19 protein-coding genes are annotated in these 23,122 nt (G+C 53.0%); 10 read left to right on the top strand and 9 right to left on the bottom strand.

All coding sequences use genetic code 11. The features are described 5' to 3' along the window. The first annotated feature begins 294 nt into the window (after positions 1 to 294). The 4 genes from H8L32_RS04050 (at position 295) to H8L32_RS04035 (ending at position 4,594) form a co-directional block, all read left to right on the top strand. Complete coding sequence (locus H8L32_RS04050) at positions 295 to 1,797, top strand: DUF4331 domain-containing protein (RefSeq protein ID WP_186945899.1); 1,503 nt, start codon at positions 295 to 297, stop codon at positions 1,795 to 1,797. A gap of 51 nt (positions 1,798 to 1,848) precedes the next feature. Then, positions 1,849 to 2,115 carry a hypothetical protein gene (locus tag H8L32_RS04045; RefSeq protein WP_186945898.1) on the top strand — a complete coding sequence of 89 codons (267 nt, stop codon included), beginning with the start codon at positions 1,849 to 1,851 and terminating at the stop codon, positions 2,113 to 2,115. A 128-nt stretch (positions 2,116 to 2,243) separates the two neighbouring features. Next, on the top strand, positions 2,244 to 3,443 hold the full coding sequence (locus H8L32_RS04040; RefSeq protein ID WP_186945897.1) for a tetratricopeptide repeat protein: 1,200 nt from the start codon (positions 2,244 to 2,246) through the stop codon (positions 3,441 to 3,443). After that, positions 3,440 to 4,594: a HupE/UreJ family protein gene (locus H8L32_RS04035; RefSeq protein WP_230412051.1), complete on the top strand. Its 1,155-nt coding sequence runs from the start codon at positions 3,440 to 3,442 to the stop codon at positions 4,592 to 4,594. The genes H8L32_RS04040 and H8L32_RS04035 overlap by 4 nt, the downstream gene beginning before the upstream one ends. A 168-nt stretch (positions 4,595 to 4,762) precedes the next feature. Here H8L32_RS04035 and H8L32_RS04030 read toward each other — a convergent pair whose 3' ends face one another. The 3 genes from H8L32_RS04030 to H8L32_RS04020 all read right to left on the bottom strand — a co-directional run bounded on the left by H8L32_RS04030 (position 4,763) and on the right by H8L32_RS04020 (position 8,596). Further along, complete coding sequence (locus H8L32_RS04030; RefSeq protein ID WP_186945896.1) at positions 4,763 to 6,190, bottom strand: serine hydrolase; 1,428 nt, start codon at positions 6,188 to 6,190, stop codon at positions 4,763 to 4,765. Between the two features lie 202 nt (positions 6,191 to 6,392). Further along, positions 6,393 to 7,568 carry an acetyl-CoA C-acetyltransferase gene (locus H8L32_RS04025; protein ID WP_186945895.1) on the bottom strand — a complete coding sequence of 392 codons (1,176 nt, stop codon included), beginning with the start codon at positions 7,566 to 7,568 and terminating at the stop codon, positions 6,393 to 6,395. A 134-nt stretch (positions 7,569 to 7,702) separates the two neighbouring features. Beyond that, positions 7,703 to 8,596 (bottom strand): LysR family transcriptional regulator, encoded by an 894-nt coding sequence (locus H8L32_RS04020; protein ID WP_186945894.1) that lies wholly within the window; start codon positions 8,594 to 8,596, stop codon positions 7,703 to 7,705. Between the two features lie 126 nt (positions 8,597 to 8,722). Between H8L32_RS04020 and H8L32_RS04015 the strand changes: the two genes are divergently transcribed. Continuing rightward, complete coding sequence (locus H8L32_RS04015) at positions 8,723 to 10,525, top strand: sulfatase-like hydrolase/transferase (RefSeq protein WP_186945893.1); 1,803 nt, start codon at positions 8,723 to 8,725, stop codon at positions 10,523 to 10,525. 53 nt (positions 10,526 to 10,578) lie between these two features. Continuing rightward, positions 10,579 to 10,965, top strand: coding sequence for a hypothetical protein (locus H8L32_RS04010; RefSeq protein WP_186945892.1), 387 nt, complete (start codon positions 10,579 to 10,581; stop codon positions 10,963 to 10,965). 111 nt (positions 10,966 to 11,076) lie between these two features. On the opposite strand, the gene H8L32_RS04005 is transcribed toward H8L32_RS04010, so the two are convergent. From H8L32_RS04005 to H8L32_RS03995, 3 genes are all read right to left on the bottom strand, one after another. Continuing rightward, positions 11,077 to 11,640 carry a phasin family protein gene (locus tag H8L32_RS04005; RefSeq protein WP_186945891.1) on the bottom strand — a complete coding sequence of 188 codons (564 nt, stop codon included), beginning with the start codon at positions 11,638 to 11,640 and terminating at the stop codon, positions 11,077 to 11,079. 188 nt (positions 11,641 to 11,828) lie between these two features. After that, the gene (locus H8L32_RS04000; RefSeq protein ID WP_186945890.1) at positions 11,829 to 12,374 is read right to left on the bottom strand and encodes a methylated-DNA--[protein]-cysteine S-methyltransferase; all 546 of its coding nucleotides are present in this window, start codon (positions 12,372 to 12,374) and stop codon (positions 11,829 to 11,831) included. A gap of 26 nt (positions 12,375 to 12,400) precedes the next feature. Further along, the gene (locus H8L32_RS03995) at positions 12,401 to 13,966 is read right to left on the bottom strand and encodes a DNA-3-methyladenine glycosylase 2 (protein WP_230412050.1); all 1,566 of its coding nucleotides are present in this window, start codon (positions 13,964 to 13,966) and stop codon (positions 12,401 to 12,403) included. Between the two features lie 210 nt (positions 13,967 to 14,176). On the opposite strand from H8L32_RS03995, the gene H8L32_RS03990 reads away from it, so the two are divergent. From H8L32_RS03990 to H8L32_RS03985, 3 genes are all read left to right on the top strand, one after another. Further along, on the top strand, positions 14,177 to 15,391 hold the full coding sequence (locus H8L32_RS03990) for an MFS transporter (RefSeq protein WP_186945889.1): 1,215 nt from the start codon (positions 14,177 to 14,179) through the stop codon (positions 15,389 to 15,391). A 28-nt stretch (positions 15,392 to 15,419) separates the two neighbouring features. Continuing rightward, the gene (locus H8L32_RS27945; protein ID WP_268977611.1) at positions 15,420 to 15,548 is read left to right on the top strand and encodes a hypothetical protein; all 129 of its coding nucleotides are present in this window, start codon (positions 15,420 to 15,422) and stop codon (positions 15,546 to 15,548) included. A 209-nt stretch (positions 15,549 to 15,757) separates the two neighbouring features. Next, complete coding sequence (locus H8L32_RS03985; RefSeq protein WP_186945888.1) at positions 15,758 to 17,938, top strand: M3 family metallopeptidase; 2,181 nt, start codon at positions 15,758 to 15,760, stop codon at positions 17,936 to 17,938. A 56-nt stretch (positions 17,939 to 17,994) separates the two neighbouring features. Here H8L32_RS03985 and H8L32_RS03980 read toward each other — a convergent pair whose 3' ends face one another. Beyond that, positions 17,995 to 18,798 (bottom strand): AraC family transcriptional regulator, encoded by an 804-nt coding sequence (locus H8L32_RS03980; protein WP_186945887.1) that lies wholly within the window; start codon positions 18,796 to 18,798, stop codon positions 17,995 to 17,997. Between the two features lie 150 nt (positions 18,799 to 18,948). Here H8L32_RS03980 and H8L32_RS03975 point away from each other — a divergent pair, with 150 nt between their 5' ends. Next, a complete protein-coding gene (locus tag H8L32_RS03975) occupies positions 18,949 to 20,169 on the top strand; it encodes an MFS transporter (protein WP_186945886.1) in 1,221 nt (406 codons plus the stop codon). Between the two features lie 237 nt (positions 20,170 to 20,406). On the opposite strand, the gene H8L32_RS03970 is transcribed toward H8L32_RS03975, so the two are convergent. Together H8L32_RS03970 and H8L32_RS03965 are read right to left on the bottom strand one after the other, a co-directional pair. Beyond that, positions 20,407 to 20,751 carry an energy transducer TonB gene (locus H8L32_RS03970; RefSeq protein WP_186945885.1) on the bottom strand — a complete coding sequence of 115 codons (345 nt, stop codon included), beginning with the start codon at positions 20,749 to 20,751 and terminating at the stop codon, positions 20,407 to 20,409. 143 nt (positions 20,752 to 20,894) lie between these two features. Then, positions 20,895 to 22,628 carry a methyl-accepting chemotaxis protein gene (locus H8L32_RS03965; RefSeq protein ID WP_186945884.1) on the bottom strand — a complete coding sequence of 578 codons (1,734 nt, stop codon included), beginning with the start codon at positions 22,626 to 22,628 and terminating at the stop codon, positions 20,895 to 20,897. Positions 22,629 to 23,122 lie beyond the last annotated feature (494 nt).

Here is a 23,122-nt window from a genome sequence, read left to right as displayed (position 1 = left end):
TGACTGCCTCGTCCGCCTTGCCAGCCCACGTTATGAGGCAAACGCATCTCACCCCTATTGATGAAATGAGTTCTAGTATAACCAAATTTGCTGCAACTGCAAATATTGCTAAGCAGGGACCTGCCTTGTTTCGCCAAGTTCATCAATCCACTGGTTCTTCCCGGCTCCCAAAAAAAGATCATCATTTATTTTTATTAAATTGCATCCAAAAGCAAATCCCCTGCGTAAGAACAATGCCCGTAACGTTTTTTAACTTTGCCACGGACACTTTTTCCTACACTTCAGGAGTTGGTCATGAGACAAGTAATATCCAGATTAAATCAAAAAATCCTGTTCGCCCTGGTCACCGCCGGAAGTTTGGGCGGTATCGTTTCTCTACCGGCACAGGCCTCCAGTCACCGTGAAGCACCGTTTATTACACGGCACCCCAAGGTAGATGCTGCCGACTTTTACATGTTTCGCAGTTATGAAGCCAATCGCAGTGCATTTACCACACTGATTGCCAATTACTCGCCATTGCAGGATGCCTATGGTGGCCCGAATTATTTCTCCATGGACCCGGACGCCCTGTATGAAATCCACATCGATAATGTCGGTGACGGCAAAGAACACCTGACCTTCCAGTTCCGTTTCAACAACATCAATAATGACGCCCAATTTACTGTTGGCGGCAAGAAAGTATCCATACCGCTGGTCATTAACGGTGGCGCCATCGACGGTGTCAATCCGGCTGGTCTGAATGTGCGTGAAACCTATACCGTCACCATGGTTACCGGTGATCGTCGTACCGGCACCCGCCAGGCTGTGACCAATGCAGCAAATGGTTCTACCGTTTTTGACAAGCCAGTGGACTATATCGGTAATAAATCCATCCCTGACTATGCATCGTATGCAGCCAAGCATGTATTTGCCGTGAATATCCCTGGTTGCGCTACACCAGGCAAAGTTTTTGTGGGCCAGCGTAAAGATCCTTTCGTCGTCAATCTGGGTGAAACCTTTGATTTGATCAATATAAAGGCACCTGCCACTGCCTTTGACCCGAATGCAGAGAAATCAGGCCATGACGACCTGGCACTGAAAAACATCACTTCCATAGAAATGGAAGTGCCAACGGTCTGCCTGACCAATGGCAAGGAAGCTGTCATCGGCGGCTGGACTACCGCCAGCCTGCGTCAGGGCCGTGCCATCAACCCGACACCGAGCAGCACTGGTGCGGCGTCCAAAGAAGGGGGCGCATGGACCCAGGTATCGCGTCTGGGCATGCCATTAGTGAATGAAGTCGTGATCGGTCTGAAAGACAAAGACCAGTTCAACCACAGCAAACCTAGCGGCGACGCCCAGTTCCTGACCTATGTAACCAACCCAACTCTGCCAGCGCTGGTCGAAGTATTGTTCGGCAGTGCCGGTGTCAAGGCTCCGACCAATTTCCCGCGCAATGATCTGGTGGCGGCTTTCCTGACCGGTATCAAGGGTGTCAATCAGCCAGCAACCGTCACACCGTCTGAAATGCTGCGCCTGAATACCACGACCCCGGTCAGCGCCACACAAAATCGCCTGGGTGTCATCGGTGGTGACAGTGCCGGTTTCCCGAATGGTCGCCGTCCTGGTGATGATGTGGTGGATATTGCCCTGCGTGTGGTGATGGGCAGGTTGTGCGTGTTGAGCATAGCTTGTGTACCGACAGATGCACCAGCCGGCACTATCGATTTTACCGATGGCGCTTATCTTGACAGCAGCTTCTTTGATAATGCCTTCCCTTACCTGAAAACTCCTTTGGCCGGTGCACTGAAACGCTAAGTAATACAAGTGATACGGTAATTCAAGGCACAACATTTTCAAGGAAAAATCATGAAAACAAAACATCTCACCCTGATCGCCGGCGCGGCACTGACGCTGATGCTGGCGGCCTGCGGCGGCAGTTCCAGCTCTGGTTCCGCGACGTCGGGCACGGATACGGGCACAGGTACCACCACACCTGGCACGTCGTTGATCGATACGTTCACGCAATATGTACTGAACCTGATCAGCGCAGGTTCGGATACGGCAGAACCACAGGCTATTGATTCTGTGACTGTCACCGCACCAGAAACAACGGAACCGGCAAGCATCAGTTAATGTATGCCTGCCTGCTGTAGAAGACCGGGCCTGGGGTTTTGTATTCTTGCAGTTGAATACAAAGCATCAGGCTCGCATTAATCTCTCTGCTAAATAATATTCCAGACCCAATTCAATAGATTCTTTATATGCGTTTATTGCTGACATCCGGTTTTATCTGTTTTGCCTTGCTGGGCTTTGCTGCACAGGCAACGCCCTATATCCCCAGCAATGGCAAACAGGTGCTGGAACAATTGCCGCGACGCACAGACCCGGCCCAACGTGCCTTTACTGAATTACGCAGGCGCCTGGCAGAAAAACCGGCGGACCCCGCGATAGCTGCAGAACTGGCGCAGGCCTATATCAATGCTGCGCGCAATGACGGCGATCCGCGCTACCTGGGATATGCGCAGGCCGCATTGAAACCCTGGTGGAACCTGCCCAATCCCCCCATCGCCGTACTGGTGCTGCGCGCCACCATATTGCAAAGCACGCACCAGTTCCCAGCGGCACTGGCAGACCTGAATAGCGTCCTCAAGCAGGACAGGGATAATGCCCAGGCCTGGCTGACCCGTGCCACCGTCTTGCAGGTACAGGGCCAGTTTGCCCAGGCCAAAGCCAGTTGCATGCATCTGTATCCACTCGCACCCGAATTGATTACCCTGACCTGCCTGCACAATATCGGCAGCCTGAACGGCGAAGCCGCCAGCAGTTATGCTGCGCTCAGTGCTGCGTACAAGAAATATGAAAAGAATGCAGATACTGACACGGGCACAAAAATCTGGGTGACCACATTGCTGGCTGAAATGGCAGCCCGCCTGGGTGATGCCAGGGCTACCGCGACCTGGTATCAAACGGCCCTGATGTTGGGATCAGAATCAGGATCGCCGGATAGTTATCTGCTGGGTTCGTATGCCGATTTTTTACTTGATCAGCAAAGACCGGCAGAAGTCGTTACGCTGTTAAAAAGCAAAACCAAGGTCGATGCCTTGCTATTGCGTTATGCGCTGGCGCTACAGGCACAAAAGTCGCCGGCAGCAGTCGAGCAAATCAATTTACTGGATCAACGTTTTGAAGCGGCCATGCTGCGCGGTGATACTGTGCACCAGCGTGAACAGGCACGTTATGAACTGCTGTTGAACAAGCGCCCGGCTATCGCATTGAAACTGGCACAGTTGAACTGGGCCATACAGAAAGAAGCGGCTGATCTGCGCATCTTGCTGGAAGCTGCCGCGCAAAACCCGCAGGGCCAGCAATCGGCTGTGGATGGACTGACCTGGCTCAAGCAAAACAAACTGGAAGACATCACCCTGAAACCCACGCTCGCCAAACTGGGAGTACAGCCATGATGTATCGCCTGCATGCGCAATTTGCGCGCAACATGATGCTGGCATTGCTGTTTGGCCTGTCCAGCATTTTTTGCCTGCCCGCCCATGCCCACAAACCCAGCGACAGTTACCTGAGCTTGCGCGCCGGTCAATCCGGCATACACGGTCAATGGGATATTGCCCTGCGTGACCTGGATTTTGCGATAGGACTGGATGAAGACGGCAACGGTGAACTGACCTGGGATGAAGTACGCAACAAGCATGCTGATATTGCCGCCTATGCGCTGGCGCGCCTGAAAATTACTGCCGGTGACAAACCATGTACGCTGACTACCAGACAACAATTGATAGACCAGCATAGCGATGGTGCCTATACCGTGTTGATGTTCGACAGTGACTGCAATGCTGAAAAAATCACCGTTCAATATCAGCTTTTTTTTGATCTGGATCCCCAGCACAAGGGCTTGCTGCGCCTGGTCAACAAGGATGGCATCACGGCGACTGCCATTTTCAGTCCCGATGCAGCCAGTCAGCAATTTGTACTGAATGAAGTGAGCAAGTGGAAGCAGTTTACTGACTACATCTTCCATGGCATCTGGCATATATGGATAGGTTTTGATCACATCCTGTTTTTGCTATCGCTGTTATTGCCCGCAGTGCTGGTACTACAGGCAGGCAAATGGGAAGCGGCCAGCAGTTTTAAAGTCGCAGCAATCGATGTCTTGAAAATCGTCACGGCATTTACCGTAGCGCATTCGATTACCCTGACACTGGCTGCACTGAATCTGCTGGCACTGCCATCGCGCCTGGTGGAATCGGCCATTGCGGCATCGGTCATCCTGGCGGCACTGAATAATCTGTTCCCGCTGTTTCAGGGACGGCGCTGGTTGGTCGCATTCAGCTTCGGCCTGATCCATGGCTTTGGTTTCGCCAGTGTACTGGCTGACCTGGGCTTGCCGCAATCGGCGCTGGTCATGGCCTTAGTCGGCTTTAACCTGGGCGTGGAAATTGGCCAGTTGACCATCGTTGCGGGGTTTCTGCCGCTGGCTTTCCTGCTGCGCCGCCACTGGCTGTATCAGCGTGCCATCGTGCAAGTGGGGTCAGGGTTGATCATCATCATCGCCCTGGTCTGGTTTATTGAACGTGCCTTTAATATGCGTCTTATTTCCTAGCACCGCGCGATGTATCTGTTAATTCTGTTCATTCTGTTCATCCAGCGACAGGACAAGGTGAATGCCTGATGCAGATATCTGCATAAAAAATCCCGGACTCAATGGTCAGTGATCATTGGTCCGGGATTTTTTACAAAGACCTGCGCTTGAGCTGGTTTCGATTTGCCGTCATTTGATCTTCTTGCCACTGGATTTGTTTTTTCCGTGAACGGTCATGCCGGTTACGATACCGCTGGCATCTTTTTCAAAATGTACAGTAACGTCATTGTTCAGCATAAAGTAGTTACCGTTCACATCCGGAAACAGCTCTTGCTGGAAAGCACCCAGGGGCTGGGCCTTGATGTGCAGACGATCACCATCCGCAGTGACGACAACAGGAAAACTGGCTACGGCATATTCACCTGCAAATTTTTTATATTCCCCGGCATCGCCGGCGACAGCCACTTTTTCTATGACCCGGTAATCGGTCCAGCCATATTCTACCGAGATGGCACGCAAAACTTCCTGTATCAGTTCTGCGCCATTGTCGCTATTCGTCATCAGGGTTGCGCCCTGGCCAGTGCTGTTGAAGGCAGTCATCATGGTGCGAATACCCATGTTGCCACCAGTGTGACCAAAGCTCTCATGCTCATCCCTGACCGCCCCCACAAACAGGCCCAGACCATAGTCACTGAGCTTGCTGCGCGTCAGCATTTTCCTGGTCATTTCCTGTGACAGTACTTTATTCGATTTGCCTGCACTGCTTTGCTGTATCTCGATGGCAAAGCGTGCCAGATCTGATGGCGTCGTCCACAAACCTGCTGCTGCCAGTTCAGGATATCGGTGCCAGTTGCCAGACACAGGTTTGCCATCGGCCAGATAGGCAGAAGCCGTCATGGCCTGCCACTGGGCAGGTAACTCAAAACTGCTGTGTGTCATGCCCAGCTTGTCGAGCACGATTTTTTTCATCAAGGCGGGAAAGCTTTCCTGCGTGGTATCTGTCATCAATAGCTGGACTATGGAATACCCGCCACCAGAATAACTCCAGGCACTGCCAGGCAAGGCAGTCACCCTGACAGCAGCAGAATTGGCCGGCTTTTTACCGTCCAGAATTTGCAGCAAAGTAGGTACGTCTTGGTTGTATGCATAACCCTGAAAACCATGCACATTCACACCGGCAGTATGGCTTAACAGCCCGCGCAGAGTAACTGCCTGCTGGGCAGTATAGGCATTCGCGGGCAGCTTCCATGACACCAGTTGCTGATTAACGTCACCGTCCAGACTCAGCGTGCCGCGTTCAACCAGGGCCAATGCCGCCATGGCTGTCACCGATTTACTGATGGATGCAGCCTGGAACCTGGTTTCGACCGTCACTGGCCGTTTGCTGGCCAGGTCGGCATAGCCGTAGCCGCGCGCCCATTCAATTTTGCCGTGATTGATGAGTGCGATACTGATGCCTGGTACCTTGAGTGCTTCCATCCGATCAGATAAACGCATGGGCTGCACGGGCCTGCCCTTGATCACGGCCGGTGGCAGCAGGCCATTCTCTACATGGCGTATGTGTTCAGCGATCGCGGCAGTATCATCCGCAACTGCCTGTGTTACGTAGCCTAACAAGGACAGACATGCTAAAGGGAAAAGGACTTTCTTCATTTGCAATGAACCCGGTTCGTGGCAGACATGGTCTGGAGCGGGCTGACTCTAGCACGTGTCATGCATGACTAGCAACAATGTATGTCCGTCTTGCTTTGACCAGGCGATAAAAAACCCCGCTGAATACATACAGCGGGGTTCATAAGTGAAAGCAGTGCAATCTGGCTTAGCGCTCTATCGCCAGCGCTACGCCCATACCGCCGCCAATACACAAACTCGCCAGGCCTTTTTTGGCATCGCGACGTATCATTTCATGGATCAGGCTGACCAGGATGCGGGCACCGGATGCGCCAATAGGGTGGCCAATTGCAATCGCACCGCCGTTGACGTTGATCTTGCTGGTATCCCAGCCCATTTCCTTGTTGACGCCGATAGCCTGTGCAGCAAAGGCTTCATTGATTTCCATCAGATCCAGATCCTGATGCGTCCAGCCGGCTTTTTTCAGGCACAACTGAGTCGCAGGGACGGGTCCCATGCCCATGATGGTCGGGTCGATACCGGCAGATGAATAAGCCTTGATGCGTGCCAGCACTGGCAAACCGAGTTCCTCCGCTTTTTTGGCGGACATCATGATGACAGCAGCAGCACCGTCGTTCAGGCCAGATGCATTACCGGCAGTGACTGTGCCATTTTTGTCGAAGGCAGGGCGCAGCGATGCCAGCGATTCCAGCGTAGTGCCATGCTTGATGAATTCGTCGCTGTCAAAAACGGTTGTGCCTTTTTTGCTGACCAGTTCAAAAGGAATGATTTCATCCTTGAACTTGCCAGCCTTTTGCGCGGCTTCTGCCTTGTTTTGGGAAGCCAGGGCAAACAGGTCTTGCTCTTCACGGGTGACACCGAATTTTTTGGCGACGTTTTCGGCAGTGATGCCCATGTGGTACTGGTTATACACATCCCACAGACCGTCAACGATCATGGTATCGACCAGTTTGGCGTCGCCCATACGGAAACCATCGCGGGAACCGTTCAATACGTGCGGGGAAGCACTCATGTTTTCCTGACCACCGGCGATGATGATGTCTGCATCACCCGCCTTGATGGCCTGCGCCGCCAGATGCGTCGCTTTCAAACCGCTACCGCATACCTTGTTGATGGTGAAGGCTGGCACCATGTCCGGCAAACCGGACTTGATGACTGCCTGACGTGCGGCATTCTGGCCGACACCGGCAGTCAGCACCTGACCGAGGATGACTTCATTGATGAGATCGCCACTGATGCCGGTTTTTGCCAGCAAGGCCTTGATGACATGGGCGCCCAGTTCGGAAGCAGCCGTTTTTGCCAAAGAGCCGCCAAATTTACCTACTGCAGTACGGCCTGCAGCTACGATTACCACGTCTTGCATATGAATTCTCCTGGTTTTACCTCTGAGGGCATTGGGATGGTCAAACAAATGCTGCTAATCCTGCATATAGAATACATCCTCTAGCTTACCATTGCTCGACCCGCGATGAGTTGATGCGTGCAAAAAGATGATTTTTAAATATGCCCGGCCACTTTGGCCAGCACCAGGTCCGCCATCGGCGACAGGCTGCGCCGTTCCAGACTGACCACACCAATTTCGGCATGAATGGCATGCCAGCCATCCACTTTTAACTCGACCAGATCACCTTCTTCCAACTCTTTTACCACTGCTGCATGGGTGCACAAGAGGATGGCATCGCTGTGCATGACTACCTGCTTCAAGACATAAATATTGTCGCAGGTGGTCACCAGTGGCAAATCCTGGCCAGCTTCCAGGCCAAACGCCTTGCGCAGGGATGGCAGGAAAATATCCGCCAGATATACGCTGGCGTAGCTGGCACTTTGCAGATCATGTCTGTTCAACAGTGTTTTCGTTGCGAGTGGGTGCTCACGACGGCAATACAGACCACCAGCCTGTTGTGTCAGATGCCTGACCTTGACGTGCTTGTTGGGGCGGACCGTGCGGGTATCAGCGATGAAAAATTCCAGCTTCTCGGCCAGCAGGTGTTCCATCAAGGTGTCGCTGTTGTTCACTTCCAGCACCGTACGCATGCGTGGATAGGTGATGGCCAGCTCTGTCAGCACCGCAGGCAGAAAACTGTTCGCCGGGAAAGGCCCGGCCCCAAAGACAATCTGACCGCTTTCACAATCGCGCAATTGCGCCATCTCTTGCCTGAGATTATTTGCGGCATACAACAAATCACGCGCCCGTGTCACCAGTTGCCGGCCAGCAGCCGTGACGGTGGCGCCAGCCTGGTCACGGTCAAACAGGCGTATGCCCAGTTCATCTTCCAGGCCAGAAATGCTGCGGCTTAATGCCGGCTGACTGAGATTGAGCTTGTCTGCCGCCCGGGCAAAATTGCCTTGCTCTGCCAGCGCCACCACATGTTTGAGCTTGTTGAGGTTCATCACAAATGCATGGCAAGCCATACTTTTTTAGCATTGAGATGATAATTATAATGCATTGGACACATCTACTCAGGTATCCCACACTGGCCTGTATCAACAGTAGCGACGAGCTCAGGTGGAGACAAGATGACAAATCAGGAAAACAACATCAGTCGCAGAAAAGTACTGGCAGCGATGGCCAGCGTTGGTCTTGGCGCCACCATAGGTGCTGCGGCTGACAAACAGCAGAGACCGCGCAGCATACCCAATGTACCTGGTGCAATGTCTGCCGGGGGGCTGCGCCAGCGCCGGCCGAATATCTTGCTGATCGTGAATGACCAGCTACGCCACTGGCAAGACCTGCCGTCTGGCCTGGGGCTGTCAGCGCATGAAATGTTGCTGGAACAAGGCACGGGCATGACGAATTTCCACGCGAATACCACGCCCTGTTCACCATCGCGCTCGAATATGTATTTTGGCCAGCATACCCAGCACACGCAGATGACGGCAAATGTCGATGCACCACCGTCTTTCCCGCAACTGGCAGATGGCTTGCCCAGCCTTGGGCATTTGTTAAGAGCACAGGGCTATTACACTGCCTACAAGGGCAAATGGCATTTGAGTCATCTGCGCGCCGACCCCGGCCTGGTATATGGACCTTACCCGACCACAGAAAATGCGCTTGAGCCTTATGGCTTTTCTGACTATAACGCCGATGGCGACCCACATGGTTCGACCTGGACCGGCTATCGCTATGACGGGCAGATTGCCAGTAATGCCGTGCAATGGCTGGGTAGCAAGGGACGCGAGATGCGTAATATGCGCGACAAACAACCCTGGTTTCTGGCAGTGAATTTTGTCAATCCGCATGATGTCATGTATGTCAGCACCGGCGATAAACAGCTAGCGAGCCGGCAACAGCGCAATATGCTGTCGCCCTTGTCCGCACCGCCAACCGGTGGTGTCTATGACAAGAACTGGGACCTGCCCTTGCCGGACAGTTATTACCAGGACCAGTTAAACGGCAAACCCTGGGCCACCACTTCCTACATGAACATGTGCAACTGGCTGTATGGGCATATGGATCCGGATGACGAAGCTGCCTGGCGCGCCTATCAAAGCTATTACTTCAATTGCGTGCGTGATGTCGACAGCCATGCAATGACGGTCTTGCAGGCCTTGAAAAACCTGGGTATGGACAAGGACACCATCGTCATCTATACCTCAGATCACGGGGAAATGGCTGGTGCACACAAATTACGCCAGAAAGGCCCCTTCATGTACAAGGAAAACATGCGCCTGCCCTTCATCGTGCGCCACCCGGATGTGGCAGGCGGCAGGATGACGAATGCGCTGGGTTCGCATATCGACCTTGTTCCAACCATACTGGGTATGGCTGGTGTCGATGCCCGTGCGACGGCAGAAAAATACCCTTACCTGAAGGGAATAGATATCAGCGCTGCCATCAGCACGGCAGGCGCAAGCACGGAACGCGACAGGAAAGGCATCCTGTTCAACTATGGCGTGCCCCTGTATATGGACCCGGAATTCACCCGCAAGGGCGCAAAAACCGGCAAGACCTATAGCCGGCTGAGTTCACTCTTCATCGGTTTTGAAAGCGGGCAATTCTTACCCAGCCTGGACAATCCGGCGCTGTTTCGCGGTATCCATGATGGCCGCTATAAATTTGCCCGGTATTTCAAACCCTCCGATCATCACCAGCCACGTGACTGGCAAAACCTGAGCACCCGTAACCAGCTGGAGCTTTACGATACGCAGACAGACCCGAATGAAATCACCAATATGGCGGCCAACCCGGAACAACACAAAGACTTGCTGCTGGACTTGAACAAGAGATTGAATACACTGATCACTGCGGAAGTCGGTGCCGATCTGGGCCGGGAATTACCGGGGCCAGCGTTCTTGTATCATCAAGGAGTAAAGGCCTGAAGTTTTACAAAAATAACAAACACAAACAAGTTTGAATAAAAAAGGAGGCGTACATGCAAGAAAAAACCATACGCAAAATACTGTATGTCAGCGGGGCCGTCACCATGCTGGCGGGCTTGCAGTTTCTGGCCCCCACCCTGTTCTTGCAGGCATCCGGCATGCAGGTAGGTGACGTGACCGGCCTGTTTTTTGCGCGTCACTGGGGCTTGATGGCCTTTGTAGTTGGCGCGCTGATCATCCATGCGGTGAAACAGGTACAGGCACGCCGGGCAATTTTACTGGCGGCAGCGACAGAAAAATTGGGGCTGGTCGTCATGCTGGCAATCAACTGGACCGAGCCAGCCTTGCAGGGCCTGCATCCTGCCGGCTTTTTCGATGCTGCCTGCGTCGTGCTCTACCTGATTTACTTAATGGGTAAGCCAGCACAGGCTCAAACTTAAGTTTTGAACCATTAAGTTTTGAGCAGACATGAAAAAATCCCCTCATGCGAGCATCAGGGGATTTTTATACTGCAACCCAATTTGCATTGGGTCTGAAACATCAATTGCTAATTACTTCTTTTTAGCAGTTGCTTTTTCAGCCGCTTGTGTAAATTGCTGAGTAGCTTTGCTCAGGTTTTCTTCCAGAGTCTGAACAGCTTGCTTGGTTGTTTTAGACAGTTGTTCGTAACCGGCGTTGATGTTGCCAACAACGGATTTCAGGGCTGTCACAGCTTGTTCGGAACCGGCTGGTGCATTTTTAGTGACTTCGTCGATCAGGGAAATCACTTTAGTGTTTGTTTCAGCGATGTGCGCTTCAACTGCTTTAGTGAATTCTTGCTGAGTTGCTGTTGTGATGCTTGCCAGGTGACGGCCATAAGCCAGTGCTTTTTCTGCATTTGGTTGTGCTTGCGCTGCAGTCAGGGAGAAAAATTCTTGTGGATCTTTGGCGCCGATCAATTGCTTGGCAGCAGCTGTACCTTCTTCGAAACTGGCTTTGGCAGCATTGACGTTCAGGGCAAACAACTGCTCCAGACCTTCAAAGGCTTTCTTGTTCAGGGAAGTCAGGGAAGCGAATTGGGCTTCCAGGTTGGCTTTGGTAGCAGCGATAAATTGTTCTGGTGTATTGGTAGTCATAACATTCTCCGGTAAATGGAATTAGGTGGAATCAAAATCGGCAGCGCTTTCCGTTAATTCTTGAATGGTGCACCGCAACAAATACGATTTTACACGCAGAATCCAAAAGGTCAAGCATTTTTTGTGCATTGCACCAAAATTAGTTAAATTGCACTTTAAGCTACCATTCACCTATCCCTCAGCAGACCCTATGCAAAACCAAGCACTGACTGGGCCGGGCCATGGTGAGCCTCCGGTTTGCCCTGTATGCCCTGGTTTTTTTCCAGTATCAGCAAGGCTTTTTTGTTTTCCAGCCCACCGGCATAACCCGTCAGGGCACCTGAACCGGCGATGACACGATGACAAGGGACGATTATGGAAATGGGGTTACGCCCATTCGCCGCCCCTACTGCACGCACTGCCGCCGGTTGCCGGATATGTTGCGCCAGTTGGCCGTAACTGGTGGTCGTGCCAAACGGTATTTGCCGCAGCCCTGCCCACACGGCTTGCTGAAACGCGGTACCTGCTGACAAATCCAGCGGCAGGTCAAAATCCTGGCGCTGCCCTGCAAAATAATCCCGCAACTGCTGGCTGGCCTGCAATAGGAAAGGGTGTTGCGGGTTTAATTGCCAGCCAGCGCTGCCCTTGAAATGCTTGTGGTGTTCAAAATACACGCCACAAATACCGTTTTCGCTGGCAGCCAGTAACAGTGGGCCAAGCGGGCTGTCCATGTTCATATAGTGTATGGTTTTCATAATCATTCCTTTTTGCTCAGTTATATTCAGGATACCGCCAGGGATTGCCACAACAGCAATGCGGCATACGCACGCCAGGGTGCCCAGGCTTCAGACCGGCCAAGCAATTGCTTTTCTGTCAGCCGGGTCTGCGTTGGCTGGCTGAGTTGCGCCGCTGCTTTTTGCAAGCCCAGGTCACCGGCGGGGAAGGCATCAGAAAATCGTAAGGCCCGCATGGCAATGTATTGCGCCGTCCATTCACCTATGCCGCGCACAGTCTTTAATCTGGCAACCATGTCACCCGAACTGGCTGCCAATTGTCTTTGCAGGCCACCATCCAGCGTGAACTGGGCGATGTGCTGTAGCGTCGCAGCACGCGCGCCGGGTATGCCTATGCCGGCCAGTTGATCTATCGACAGCGCAACAATGGTCTGCGGCGCAGGGAAATGATGGGTAATCGCCGCAAACGGCGTCGTTGTCGCCTGACCAAAACGTGTCACCAGCCGCCCGGCCACCGTGGTCGCGCCGGCCACACTGACTTGCTGGCCCAGTACGGCGCGGATCGCCAACTCAAAACTGTCAAATGCACCCGGCACCCGCATACCGGGTGTTCGCTGTATCTGCGCTGTCAGCATGGCATCGTGTTCCAGGTGGCTTTGTATGACGGCGGGATTGGCTTCGAGGTCAAACTGCTGCCTGACACGGGCCATCAGGAGCATCAATACTGGCGCCAGCGCCGGTGCCACCTGCAGGCTCAGTTGCTGTTTGTCGGGCAAATGGGCGACCTTCAGCCAGCCGCTGATACCATCTATCTGCACGCTGCGCACATAGGCCCTGCCCCCTTTTTCTTCTATTACTGCTTCCAGCCCCGGCATGGCACGACCGGCAAGGTAAGCAATCACTGCGTCCCAGGCATAGGGTGGACGATAAGCCAGACGCAGGCTGACACCTTCGCCACCGAGGTCGGACGCCCGTCGTATCGAACCTGGGGCCATATGATAGCGCTCGGAAAACAGGGCGTTAAACCGCCTGACGCTGCCAAACCCGGCAGCGAAGGCAATCTCGGCCATGCCCAGGCGGGTTTCCTGCAGCAGCTTTTTGGCAAACAGCAGGCGCTGGGTCTGCGCCAGTTCAACTGGCGTAACGCCAAACTCCTGCAACATGACGCGCCGTAATTGCCGTGAAGATAAGCCGACTTGTTGCGAAAAACTTTCCAGGTCGTTTTCATTCAATGCGCCGTCAGCGATTCTTTGCCACACTGCATGTGCCAGATTCTGTTGCAGGGCATACGGTGCCAATTCTGGCCGGCAACGCAGGCAGGGGCGAAAACCGGCTGCCTCTGCCGCAGCGGCGCTGCCAAAAAATTCGCATGAGGATTCACGCGGCGTTTTGACACCGCACACCGGGCGGCAATAAATGCCGGTGGTTTTGACACCAGTAAAAAACACGCCGTCAAAACGACTATCCCTGGCAGCCAGGGCGCGGTAATAGCATTGCTGCTGCGTCGGGCTATCGTCTGCTTCCGGAAACAGGATGGTAGCCGTTGCCGCTTTCTCCATCTTCTCCATCGTGCTTTTTACTGGTTTCATCGCTGCCACGCCATCCCCGTCCATGCGGTTAAATTGCCTTGTTGTGTTCAGGTGTATTTATACGCGAGTGTGCGGCACTGTTCTAGCCGTTTTCGGACAAACAAATCCTGCCACCAGCCAGCTTACACTGATTGCCAGAATGACAGCCCTGTCATGGTCTTTGCGGCAGTCCACATGATGTCCAGGTTTCGACTACACTGGAACGTATTTCCTTATTTGTAAACCATCTATCCCATGACGACCCAACGCGCCCCTGATCTCAAGACCGTGCTGATTGCCAGCGGTTTCGTACTAACGCTTGCCATGGGCGTAAGACATGGCTTTGGCCTGTGGATGCAGCCCATATCGCAGGCGCATGGCTGGACCAGGGAAACCTATTCCATGGCAATGGCCATGCAGAATCTGATGTGGGGTGTATTTGGCCCGTTTGCAGGGATGGCCATCGACCGTTTCGGCACCATGAAGATGGTGATACTCGGTGCCTTCCTGTATGCAGGTGGCTTGTTGTGGATGGCCATGATAGATCAGCCTACCGTGTTTATTCTGGGTACCGGCGTGCTGATTGGTGGGGCGCTGGCCTGTACTTCATTTGGTGCCGTCAGCGGCATCATCGGTCGCACCGCACCGCTGGAAAAACGTTCATGGGCATTTGGTATTTCATCTGCTGCCAGTTCTTTCGGACAATTTGTCATGATGCCGGTGGAACAGCAACTGATAGGACATACCGGCTGGCAAAATGCGTTTTACATGCTGGCGGCACTGGTTGTCATCATCATGCTGCCTATGGCCTGGAAACTACGTGAACCAGCTCTCGAACAAGCCAGCGGGCCACAGCAAAGCATCACCCAGGCAATACGCGAGGCCTTTGCCTACAAACCTTTCCTGTTGCTGCTGGCAGGGTATTTTGTGTGCGGCTTCCAGGTAGTGTTTATCGGCGTACACATGCCGGCTTACCTGAAAGACAAGGGCATACTTGACCCGAATGTCGCGGTCTTTGCGCTGGCCCTGATCGGTCTGTTCAATATCTTTGGTTCTTATTACGCTGGCAAGCTGGGCGGTATGTTTTCCAAACCTTACCTGCTGTCCACGATTTACCTGTCGCGCACAGTGGTGATCGGCCTGTTCCTGCTGGCACCTTTATCGTCGTATTCCATTTACGCTTTTTCTGCCGCGCTGGGCTTGCTGTGGCTGTCGACCGTGCCACTCACGAATGGCATCATCGCCGGTATTTTCGGGGTGAAGTACTTGTCCATGCTGTCGGGCTTTGTGTTTTTCTCACACCAGGTGGGCAGCTTCATGGGTGTCTGGCTGGGTGGCTATATTTATACAAAGACCGGCAACTACGATATGGTCTGGGGCATTGTGCTGGCGCTGGGTATTTTTGCCGCCCTGGTGAATTTCCCTATCAGCGAAAAACCTATCGTGCGTGAACAGGTGGCAGCTGCATGATGAAAAACTCTCCCCTGCCCAGATCATGATGCCACGCAAAAAAATCCAGCAACTACTATGGCTCGCCTTGATAGCCATGGTACTGGCATTGACTTTCATGGCCTATCTGCGGCCAGCATTCATCCTTGAACTGGCCAATCGCTTCGTTCTTTGCTGATATCTTCTTCACGGGTCTGATCTGCGCTGGCCAGCCCCCTGGCCGCGCAGCAGAACAGCTCCTGCAGTGACAAATCAGATCTCCATCAAATCCCGATCAGACTTAACAGAGTGACGCGGAATTATTTTTCGGCATGATGGTCTGATACACTGATTTCCTCTGTCATTATCCATTTCAGTCACTTCATATCCACTCATACCGGAAACCTTATGAACAAACACCTCATGCTCATCATGCTGAGTTCTGCACTGGCAATTCAATCCAGTCCGGCCAACTCTGCTCCAGCTGAAACGGCGGCCAATGCCAGCACTGCCAGCAGCAAAAAGCCCCTCGACACACTGGCGAATAACCCATTCGCCACTGCCAGCAGCCTGATGTATGAGTACCCGCCTTTCGATAAAATACGCAATGAACATTACGCCCCGGCCTTTGCCGAAGGCATGCGCCAGCACAATGCCGAAATTACCCGTATCGCAAATAACCGTGCAGCACCGACTTTCGACAATACCGTGGTGGCGATGGAACGCGCCGGGCAGATGCTGAACCGCGTATCCATGGTGTTCACCAACCAGACTTCCACCAATACCAATCCGGTACTGGAAACCCTGTCGCGCGAGCTGGCCCCCAAACTGGCGGCCCATCAGGACCAGATTTTCCTGAATACGCAATTATTCAAACGCGTCGGCAAACTATATGAAGCACGCAACAGTCTGAACCTGGATGCCGAATCCTTGCGTCTGCTGGAACGGTATTACACCGACTTTGTACGTGCCGGTGCCAAACTGGCGGAAACAGACAAGACCAAATTGAAATCCATGAATGCGCAACTGGCGACACTGGCTACACAGTTCAGTCAGAACGCGCTGAAAGAAAGCAATGCCGGTGCCATCATTGTCGATAACAAGGCTGACTTGCAGGGCCTGTCAGACGGCGAATTGTCCAGCGCTGCCGAAGCCGCCAAGGCACGCGGCCTGAATGGTAAATACGTGATACCGCTGATGAACACCACCGGCCAGCCATTTGAAGCCGTACTGGCGAACCGTGCACTGCGCCAGCGCCTGCATGAAGCATCGGTCGCACGCGGCAGCCATGGCGGTGAATTTGATAACCGCGATGTCGTTCTCAAGATCGTCCGTCTACGGGCAGAACGGGCCACCCTGCTCGGTTACCTCAACCATGCTGCCTATGGCCTGGAAGATGAAACCGCCAAAACGACGACCGCTGTCAACAAGATGCTGGGCGAACTGGCTCCGGCAGCGGTCAACAACGCCAGGCTGGAAGCAGCAGAACTGCAAAAACTGATCGATGCCCAGCAAGGCGGCTTCAAGCTGGAAGCATGGGACTGGGCTTACTACACAGAGCAATTGCGCAAGGCAAAATACAGTTTTGACGACAGCCAGTTACGTCCCTATTTTGAGTTGAACAATGTGCTGGAAAACGGCGTGTTCTATGCAGCATCGAAACTGTATGGCATCAGCTTCAGGGAACGCAAGGACTTGCCGGTGTATCACCCCAGCATCAAGGTATATGAAGTGCTGGATGCCGATGGCAGCAGCCTGGCGCTGTTCATTGCCGACATGTATGCACGTGATACCAAACGCGGTGGCGCATGGATGAATGCCTATACCGAACAATCCGGTCTGTTTGGCACCCACCCGGTGATTGCCAATCATCTCAATATTCCACAACCACCGGCGGGGCAACCTACCCTGCTGACCTTTGATGAAGTGCGTACTGCATTCCATGAATTTGGTCATGCGCTGCACGGCATGTTTTCCAAAGTGAAGTACCCGCGCTTTTCCGGTACCAATGTCCCACGTGATTTTGTCGAGTATCCCTCCCAGGTCAACGAAATGTGGGCTACCTGGCCTGAGGTCTTGAAGAACTATGCAAAACACTATCAGAACGGCGAAGTCATACCGCAGTCACTGGTCGACAAGATCAGTGCCGCCAATCAGTTCAACCAGGGTTTCACCACCACCGAATACATTGCGGCATCATTGCTGGACCAGCGCTGGCATCAATTGACTCCGGCACAAATCCCGAGCGATGCTCTGGCCTTTGAAGCACAGGCGCTGAAACAGGCTGGTGTGGACTTTGCCCCGGTACCGCCACGCTATCGCACTACGTATTTCTCACATATTTTTGGTGGTGGTTATTCAGCCGGCTATTACGCCTATTTATGGAGTGAGGTGCTGGATGCCGAATCGGTAGAATGGTTCAAGGAAAACGGTGGCCTTAGCCGCAAGAATGGCGACTGGTTCCGGCAACAACTGCTGTCCAAAGGTGGCAGCATTGATCCGCTGTTATCTTTCCGTAATTTCCGTGGACGTGATCCCAAAATTGAGCCCTTGCTGATACGCCGCGGTTTGCAATCAGGTTCCAGATAAACAGCAATTGTTCGGTGATGAAATAAGCGCTGGCTTTTTCTCACTGGCGAGACCAGTCAGTTTTCGGCAAAAAACTGACTGGGCGTCTGGTCAAACTGTTTGCGAAACATGGTGGCGAAGGCGCTGGGACTTTCATAGCCCAGTGCCAGGGCGATGTCGATGATCTTTTCACCAGTTGCCAGCAATTCCAGCGCTCGCAGCAAGCGGGCCTGTTGCCGCCATTGGCCAAAGGTCATGCCGGTTTCCTTCACGAACAGACGCTGTATGGTCTTCACATCCACCGCCAGACGTTGCGCCCAGTCAGACATGGTCGAAGAATCATCCAGTTGCTGCTGGAGCAGCTCGCAAATCCGCAACAAACGCGGGTCGGACGGCATTTGCAGATGCAAGGGCAGCACAGGTAGCACACGTATTTCGTCGAGGATCAAGCGCATGACACGGCCGTCGCGGGTATCGGGTATATAAGGCATACTGGGCTGGCGCAATTCCATCGCTGCGCGGATGAGCTCGCGCAATAAGGAAGATATACCGACTGCCTGGGTTACGCCCGGCAAGCCGGGGTCGGCATCAGGTGCCACCATCAGGCTGCGCATGTGCACTTCGCCTATGCAGCGTATCTCATGCGTCATGCCGGCTACCATCCAGATGGCACGGGTAGGTGGAACCACCCAGCGACCGACTTCAGTCTGCACCACCATGACACCGCGCACGGCATAAATCAATTGATGTTTGGCATGCAGATGCGGTGCGATGTGCCAGTTGGCCGGATAGTCAGTGGCTCTGCCGCTGACAGGTGACGACAGTTCATCGATCTCTTTGAGCGCTTGCGCCAGGGCCTTGGGTTTGCGGGATGTATCCATGTCCTTTTCTCAAGGGTTGTTGGTGGATTGGCGCGAGACAGGCCAGGCAATACACAGGATAATTCTGCCATACCGGACCCAAGGTAGCGACGCAGATAGCCAGTTTTACTGACCGCGACCTGATTCCATTCTAAAGTGAAAGCCATCTCCATGACAATTTCTGCTACAACATCTGACACCGACAGCCCCGCCGCACTCCCCGCAAAGAGTAAACCTGTCTTCGGCATCCTGGGTGCCATCAGTAGCGCGCACATGATCAACGACATGATGCAATCGCTGATACTGGCGATGTATCCCATCTTGAAGGGTGAATTCTCGCTGAGCTTCAGCCAGGTGGGCCTGATCACCCTGACCTATCAGCTGACGGCCTCGCTGCTGCAACCACTGGTGGGTGTTTTCACCGATCGTCGGCCGCAACCATATTCACTGCCCTTCGGTATGACATCAACATTGATCGGACTGATACTGCTGGCCTTTGCCCCCAGCTTTGGCTTCGTGCTGCTGGCAGCAGCTTTTGTCGGCATAGGATCGTCCATCTTCCATCCGGAGTCTTCCCGCATCGCACGGCTCGCTTCGGGCGGGCAGCATGGGTTCGCACAGTCGGTGTTCCAGGTAGGCGGTAATATGGGCACGGCCATCGGGCCATTGCTGGCTGCCGTCGTTATCGTACCTTTCGGCCAGCACAGTGTGGCCTGGTTCGGATTGGCTGCCATACTGGGCATAGGATTGCTGCTACAGGTGAGCCGCTGGTATGCAGCACATCACATTGCATCTGTCGGCAGCAGGAAACCTGTCAACGTGGCACCGTATTCCCGCAAGGTGGTAACGGGTGCCATCGCAATATTGCTGATACTGATTTTTTCAAAGTATTTCTACGTTGCGGGCATCAGCAGTTTTTACACGTTCTACCTGATGGAACGCTTCGGCCTGACGGTACAGAATGCACAGTTGCATCTGTTTTTCTTCCTGTTTGCATCCGCCATAGGGACGGTGCTTGGCGGACCTGTTGGTGACCGCATAGGCCGCAAGCCGGTCATCTGGGTCTCTATCCTGGGTGTGGCACCGTTTGCGCTGATGCTGCCGTATGCCAATCTGTTCTGGACAACGGCGCTGACCATCGTGATCGGGCTGGTACTATCTTCAGCGTTTTCGGCTATCCTGGTGTATGCGCAGGAACTCATGCCGGGCAAGGTGGGCATGGTGTCGGGCCTGTTCTTCGGCTTTGCCTTCGGCATGGGTGGGCTGGGTGCTGCGGTGCTGGGCATATTCGCTGACCGTACCAGCATTGCCTTTGTCTACCAGACCATTGCCTACCTGCCGCTACTGGGCGTGGTGGCTGCCCTGTTACCCAGAGAGATACGCCGGACCTGACAAGCCTGAAACAGACTTGCCATTTCAGGGCCTGCCAGTTTGCACGGCCCCGTGTCTGGCTTCATGTACCAGCCAGAGTCCTTCTCAAAGCTTGATTCATAATCTTCATTCATAATCTTGATTTATAAGCTTGACCCATACAACAGAAAGGGGACACGATCATGTGTCCCCTTTCTGTTTGTATATCCTGGTTTGTTGTTCAGTTACTCAAGATTCTGAACTCCATTGTCTGGCTGATTATTCAAGTTTCCAGACAAAATCGACCTTGGCCCACAATTGATCGGGCTTGCCATCTTTGGTACCTGGTTTGAATTTACATTGGCTCAATGCGCCCAATGCGGCTTTGTCCAGGCTTTTCGAGCCACTGGATTTGTCCACTTTTGATTCGACGACCTTACCGTCAGCACTGATCAGAAAACCCATGGTGACAGTGCCGGTCTCTTCATTCATCAGAGCGGCTTTAGGGTATTTTGGTGGTTCACAGGATTTGCCATCCATCACTGGTGAAGTTTCGGCCGCCAATACGGAAGCGCTCATTGCCAGCAGCAGGGATGAAACGAGAATGGATATTTGCGGTTTCATAAAAATATTTTTATTCACTTTTGTTCAGTATAAAAAAATTCTGGCAGATTACAAGTCAAGGATTGTTAACTGTCATTCGTGGAGCCTGAAACCTGATGCTGACAACCGGCTGTACGCACAACCGGGCCAGCATCACAGAATGATCAGAACTCTTCCCATTCATCGCTTTTGTTTGCCGATGCAGCTTTCTTGGGCTGTGCCTTGGCGGCTGGTAAAGATTTTACCTGGCTGCTTCTGGCCTTGGGTTTGATGGCAACCACCGGTTCAACGCGACGCACTGGTGCTGGTGCAGGCGCGGCGCTCAGTTGCTGTATGCGTTCACCAGCCTGCAATTTAAACACACTGACCACTTTCGCCAGTTCGGCAGCCTGATCCTGCAAGCTTTGGGCAGCGGCAGCAGCTTCTTCCACCAGGGCGGCATTTTGCTGGGTGACGCCGTCCATTTCGATGATGGCATGGTTCACGTGTTCAATACCAACGCTTTGCTCCTGGCTGGCAGCACTGATTTCTGCAATGATATCCGTCACATGTTTCACGCTCGAGACAACCTGATCTATCGTCACGCCAGCCTGTCCAACCAGCTTGGTACCGATTTCCACTTTTTCTACCGATGTGCCGATCAAGGTCTTGATCTCTTTGGCAGCAGCAGCGCTACGTTGTGCCAGGTTACGCACTTCAGCGGCAACCACGGCGAAGCCACGGCCCTGTTCACCGGCACGTGCAGCTTCCACCGCAGCGTTCAGCGCCAGAATATTGGTCTGGAAGGCGATACCATCAATCACGCTGATGATGTCGACGATTTTCTTGGACGATTCATTGATGGAACCCATGGTGTCAACCACTTGTGCCACCACGACACCACCCTGACGCGCCACTTCGGATGCCGATGCGGCCAGTTGATTGGCTTCACGTGCATTGTCGGCATTCTGTTTCACTGTCGTCGTCAGTTCTTTCATGGACGACGTGGTTTTTTCCAGAGAACCAGCCTGTTGTTCAGTACGTGAAGACAGATCCAGGTTACCAGTCGCGATTTCGCTGGATGCAGTAGCAATGGTGTCAGTACCGGTACGCACCTGGGCCACGATATTCACCAGGCTGTCGCGCATGTTTTTCATTTCGTACAGCAGGCTGTCCTTATCACCAGACTTCAGCTCTATCTGTCCGCTCAGGTCACCGGCAGCAATCTGGCCAGCGATGGTTGCCGCATAATCAGGCTCACCACCAAGTTGTTTCAACAGGCTGCGGCTGATCGCCCAGGCGGCCACGATACCGGCGGCCAGTGCCAATGCACCCAGCACCAGCATCAGGGTAGTTGCTGCCTTGAAGGCGGATTTGGCTTCGTCTGCTGTTTGTGTGTTCAGCTTGTCTTCCAGCGTGACGAGTTCATCCAGCGTATCCAGCCATTTTTTCTGAACCGGACGGAGTTTCTTGATCAGGGTAATGGTCGCTACTTCAGCATCGTTGGCCATACCCAGTTCCTGCGCCTTGGCTGGCAGGGATGCGGCAGCGGTTTCTGCTTCCTTGAGTTTGGTCAGCAGGGTTTTCTTTTCTGCTGTGACATTGCCTTCGTCCAGCGCCATCTTGCTCAATTTTTCATCAGCAGCGGCATATTTCTTGGTCTGGTCAGCAATCTTGGCCAGTTCCGGTTCCATATCTGCTGCATCGTTAAGCAAAGTCAGGTTACGCAGGGATACCATGCGGTCATACACAATCGCACGCATGTCCAGCGCCAGACGGGTCTCGGCATTGCTGACATTCACGATCTTTTCAAGGCGCCCCTGGATCTGTGACATCCTCGAAATGCCGACGACAGTCACCGCAATTAATAGTGCCAAAACCAGAGCAAAGCCCAGCCCCAGACGTTTACTTACTGTCATTTTTGATAAATTCATTTGCTTGACTGGTTTTAAAAAGGTTGAAGAAGTGACGAATCCCGATACAGCTTAATTACTCTCCATTCTCCACACAATTTCCGTCTCTTTATTAACCAGATCAAAAGAAAAATCGATTTGATCGGCTTGAACCCCAAAAAACCGATGGAAACTGGCGTTTTTGAAGTTATCAGCTTTTAAATTGTGGGAATACAGCGATTAAAGTTAGAAATATACTCGAATTTTGCCCACTGGCAAGGGGTATTTGCGCTAATTGGCCCAGCCAAAATGCAAGATTTTGATAGTTATGGAAAGAAAGTATTTTCATTTGTATAGTCATATTTATTTGCTTATTTTTTATGCAGACTAACTTATTCCTTTCCAGTGGCTGCTCTGACTAAATTTTCTTCACGCTTTATACGTTTTCCCCATGGCAACAACGCTTTGTTGGCAAATCAACCTCTATCCAGATGGCTTTTGCGCATGTATTTTTTGTATGG

The organism is Undibacterium hunanense (assembly GCF_014284335.1).
GTDB classification, from domain to species: domain Bacteria; phylum Pseudomonadota; class Gammaproteobacteria; order Burkholderiales; family Burkholderiaceae_D; genus Undibacterium; species Undibacterium hunanense.
This window is presented reverse-complemented; position numbering and strand designations above follow the sequence as displayed.

What these genes read in the sequence shown, in the direction of transcription:
- H8L32_RS04005 (WP_186945891.1), bottom strand. Translation starts at nt 11,640, where the DNA reads ATGACTACCAATACACCAGAACAATTTATCGCTGCTACCAAAGCCAAC.
- H8L32_RS03975 (WP_186945886.1), top strand. Translation starts at nt 18,949, where the DNA reads ATGACAATTTCTGCTACAACATCTGACACCGACAGCCCCGCCGCACTC.
- H8L32_RS04000 (WP_186945890.1), bottom strand. Translation starts at nt 12,374, where the DNA reads ATGAAAACCATACACTATATGAACATGGACAGCCCGCTTGGCCCACTG.
- H8L32_RS04035 (WP_230412051.1), top strand. Translation starts at nt 3,440, where the DNA reads ATGATGTATCGCCTGCATGCGCAATTTGCGCGCAACATGATGCTGGCA.
- H8L32_RS04015 (WP_186945893.1), top strand. Translation starts at nt 8,723, where the DNA reads ATGACAAATCAGGAAAACAACATCAGTCGCAGAAAAGTACTGGCAGCG.
- H8L32_RS27945 (WP_268977611.1), top strand. Translation starts at nt 15,420, where the DNA reads ATGCCACGCAAAAAAATCCAGCAACTACTATGGCTCGCCTTGATAGCC.
- H8L32_RS03965 (WP_186945884.1), bottom strand. Translation starts at nt 22,628, where the DNA reads ATGACAGTAAGTAAACGTCTGGGGCTGGGCTTTGCTCTGGTTTTGGCA.
- H8L32_RS03995 (WP_230412050.1), bottom strand. Translation starts at nt 13,966, where the DNA reads ATGGACGGGGATGGCGTGGCAGCGATGAAACCAGTAAAAAGCACGATG.
- H8L32_RS03985 (WP_186945888.1), top strand. Translation starts at nt 15,758, where the DNA reads ATGAACAAACACCTCATGCTCATCATGCTGAGTTCTGCACTGGCAATT.
- H8L32_RS04020 (WP_186945894.1), bottom strand. Translation starts at nt 8,596, where the DNA reads ATGAACCTCAACAAGCTCAAACATGTGGTGGCGCTGGCAGAGCAAGGC.
- H8L32_RS03990 (WP_186945889.1), top strand. Translation starts at nt 14,177, where the DNA reads ATGACGACCCAACGCGCCCCTGATCTCAAGACCGTGCTGATTGCCAGC.
- H8L32_RS04025 (WP_186945895.1), bottom strand. Translation starts at nt 7,568, where the DNA reads ATGCAAGACGTGGTAATCGTAGCTGCAGGCCGTACTGCAGTAGGTAAA.
- H8L32_RS04050 (WP_186945899.1), top strand. Translation starts at nt 295, where the DNA reads ATGAGACAAGTAATATCCAGATTAAATCAAAAAATCCTGTTCGCCCTG.
- H8L32_RS04010 (WP_186945892.1), top strand. Translation starts at nt 10,579, where the DNA reads ATGCAAGAAAAAACCATACGCAAAATACTGTATGTCAGCGGGGCCGTC.
- H8L32_RS03970 (WP_186945885.1), bottom strand. Translation starts at nt 20,751, where the DNA reads ATGAAACCGCAAATATCCATTCTCGTTTCATCCCTGCTGCTGGCAATG.
- H8L32_RS04040 (WP_186945897.1), top strand. Translation starts at nt 2,244, where the DNA reads ATGCGTTTATTGCTGACATCCGGTTTTATCTGTTTTGCCTTGCTGGGC.
- H8L32_RS03980 (WP_186945887.1), bottom strand. Translation starts at nt 18,798, where the DNA reads ATGGATACATCCCGCAAACCCAAGGCCCTGGCGCAAGCGCTCAAAGAG.
- H8L32_RS04045 (WP_186945898.1), top strand. Translation starts at nt 1,849, where the DNA reads ATGAAAACAAAACATCTCACCCTGATCGCCGGCGCGGCACTGACGCTG.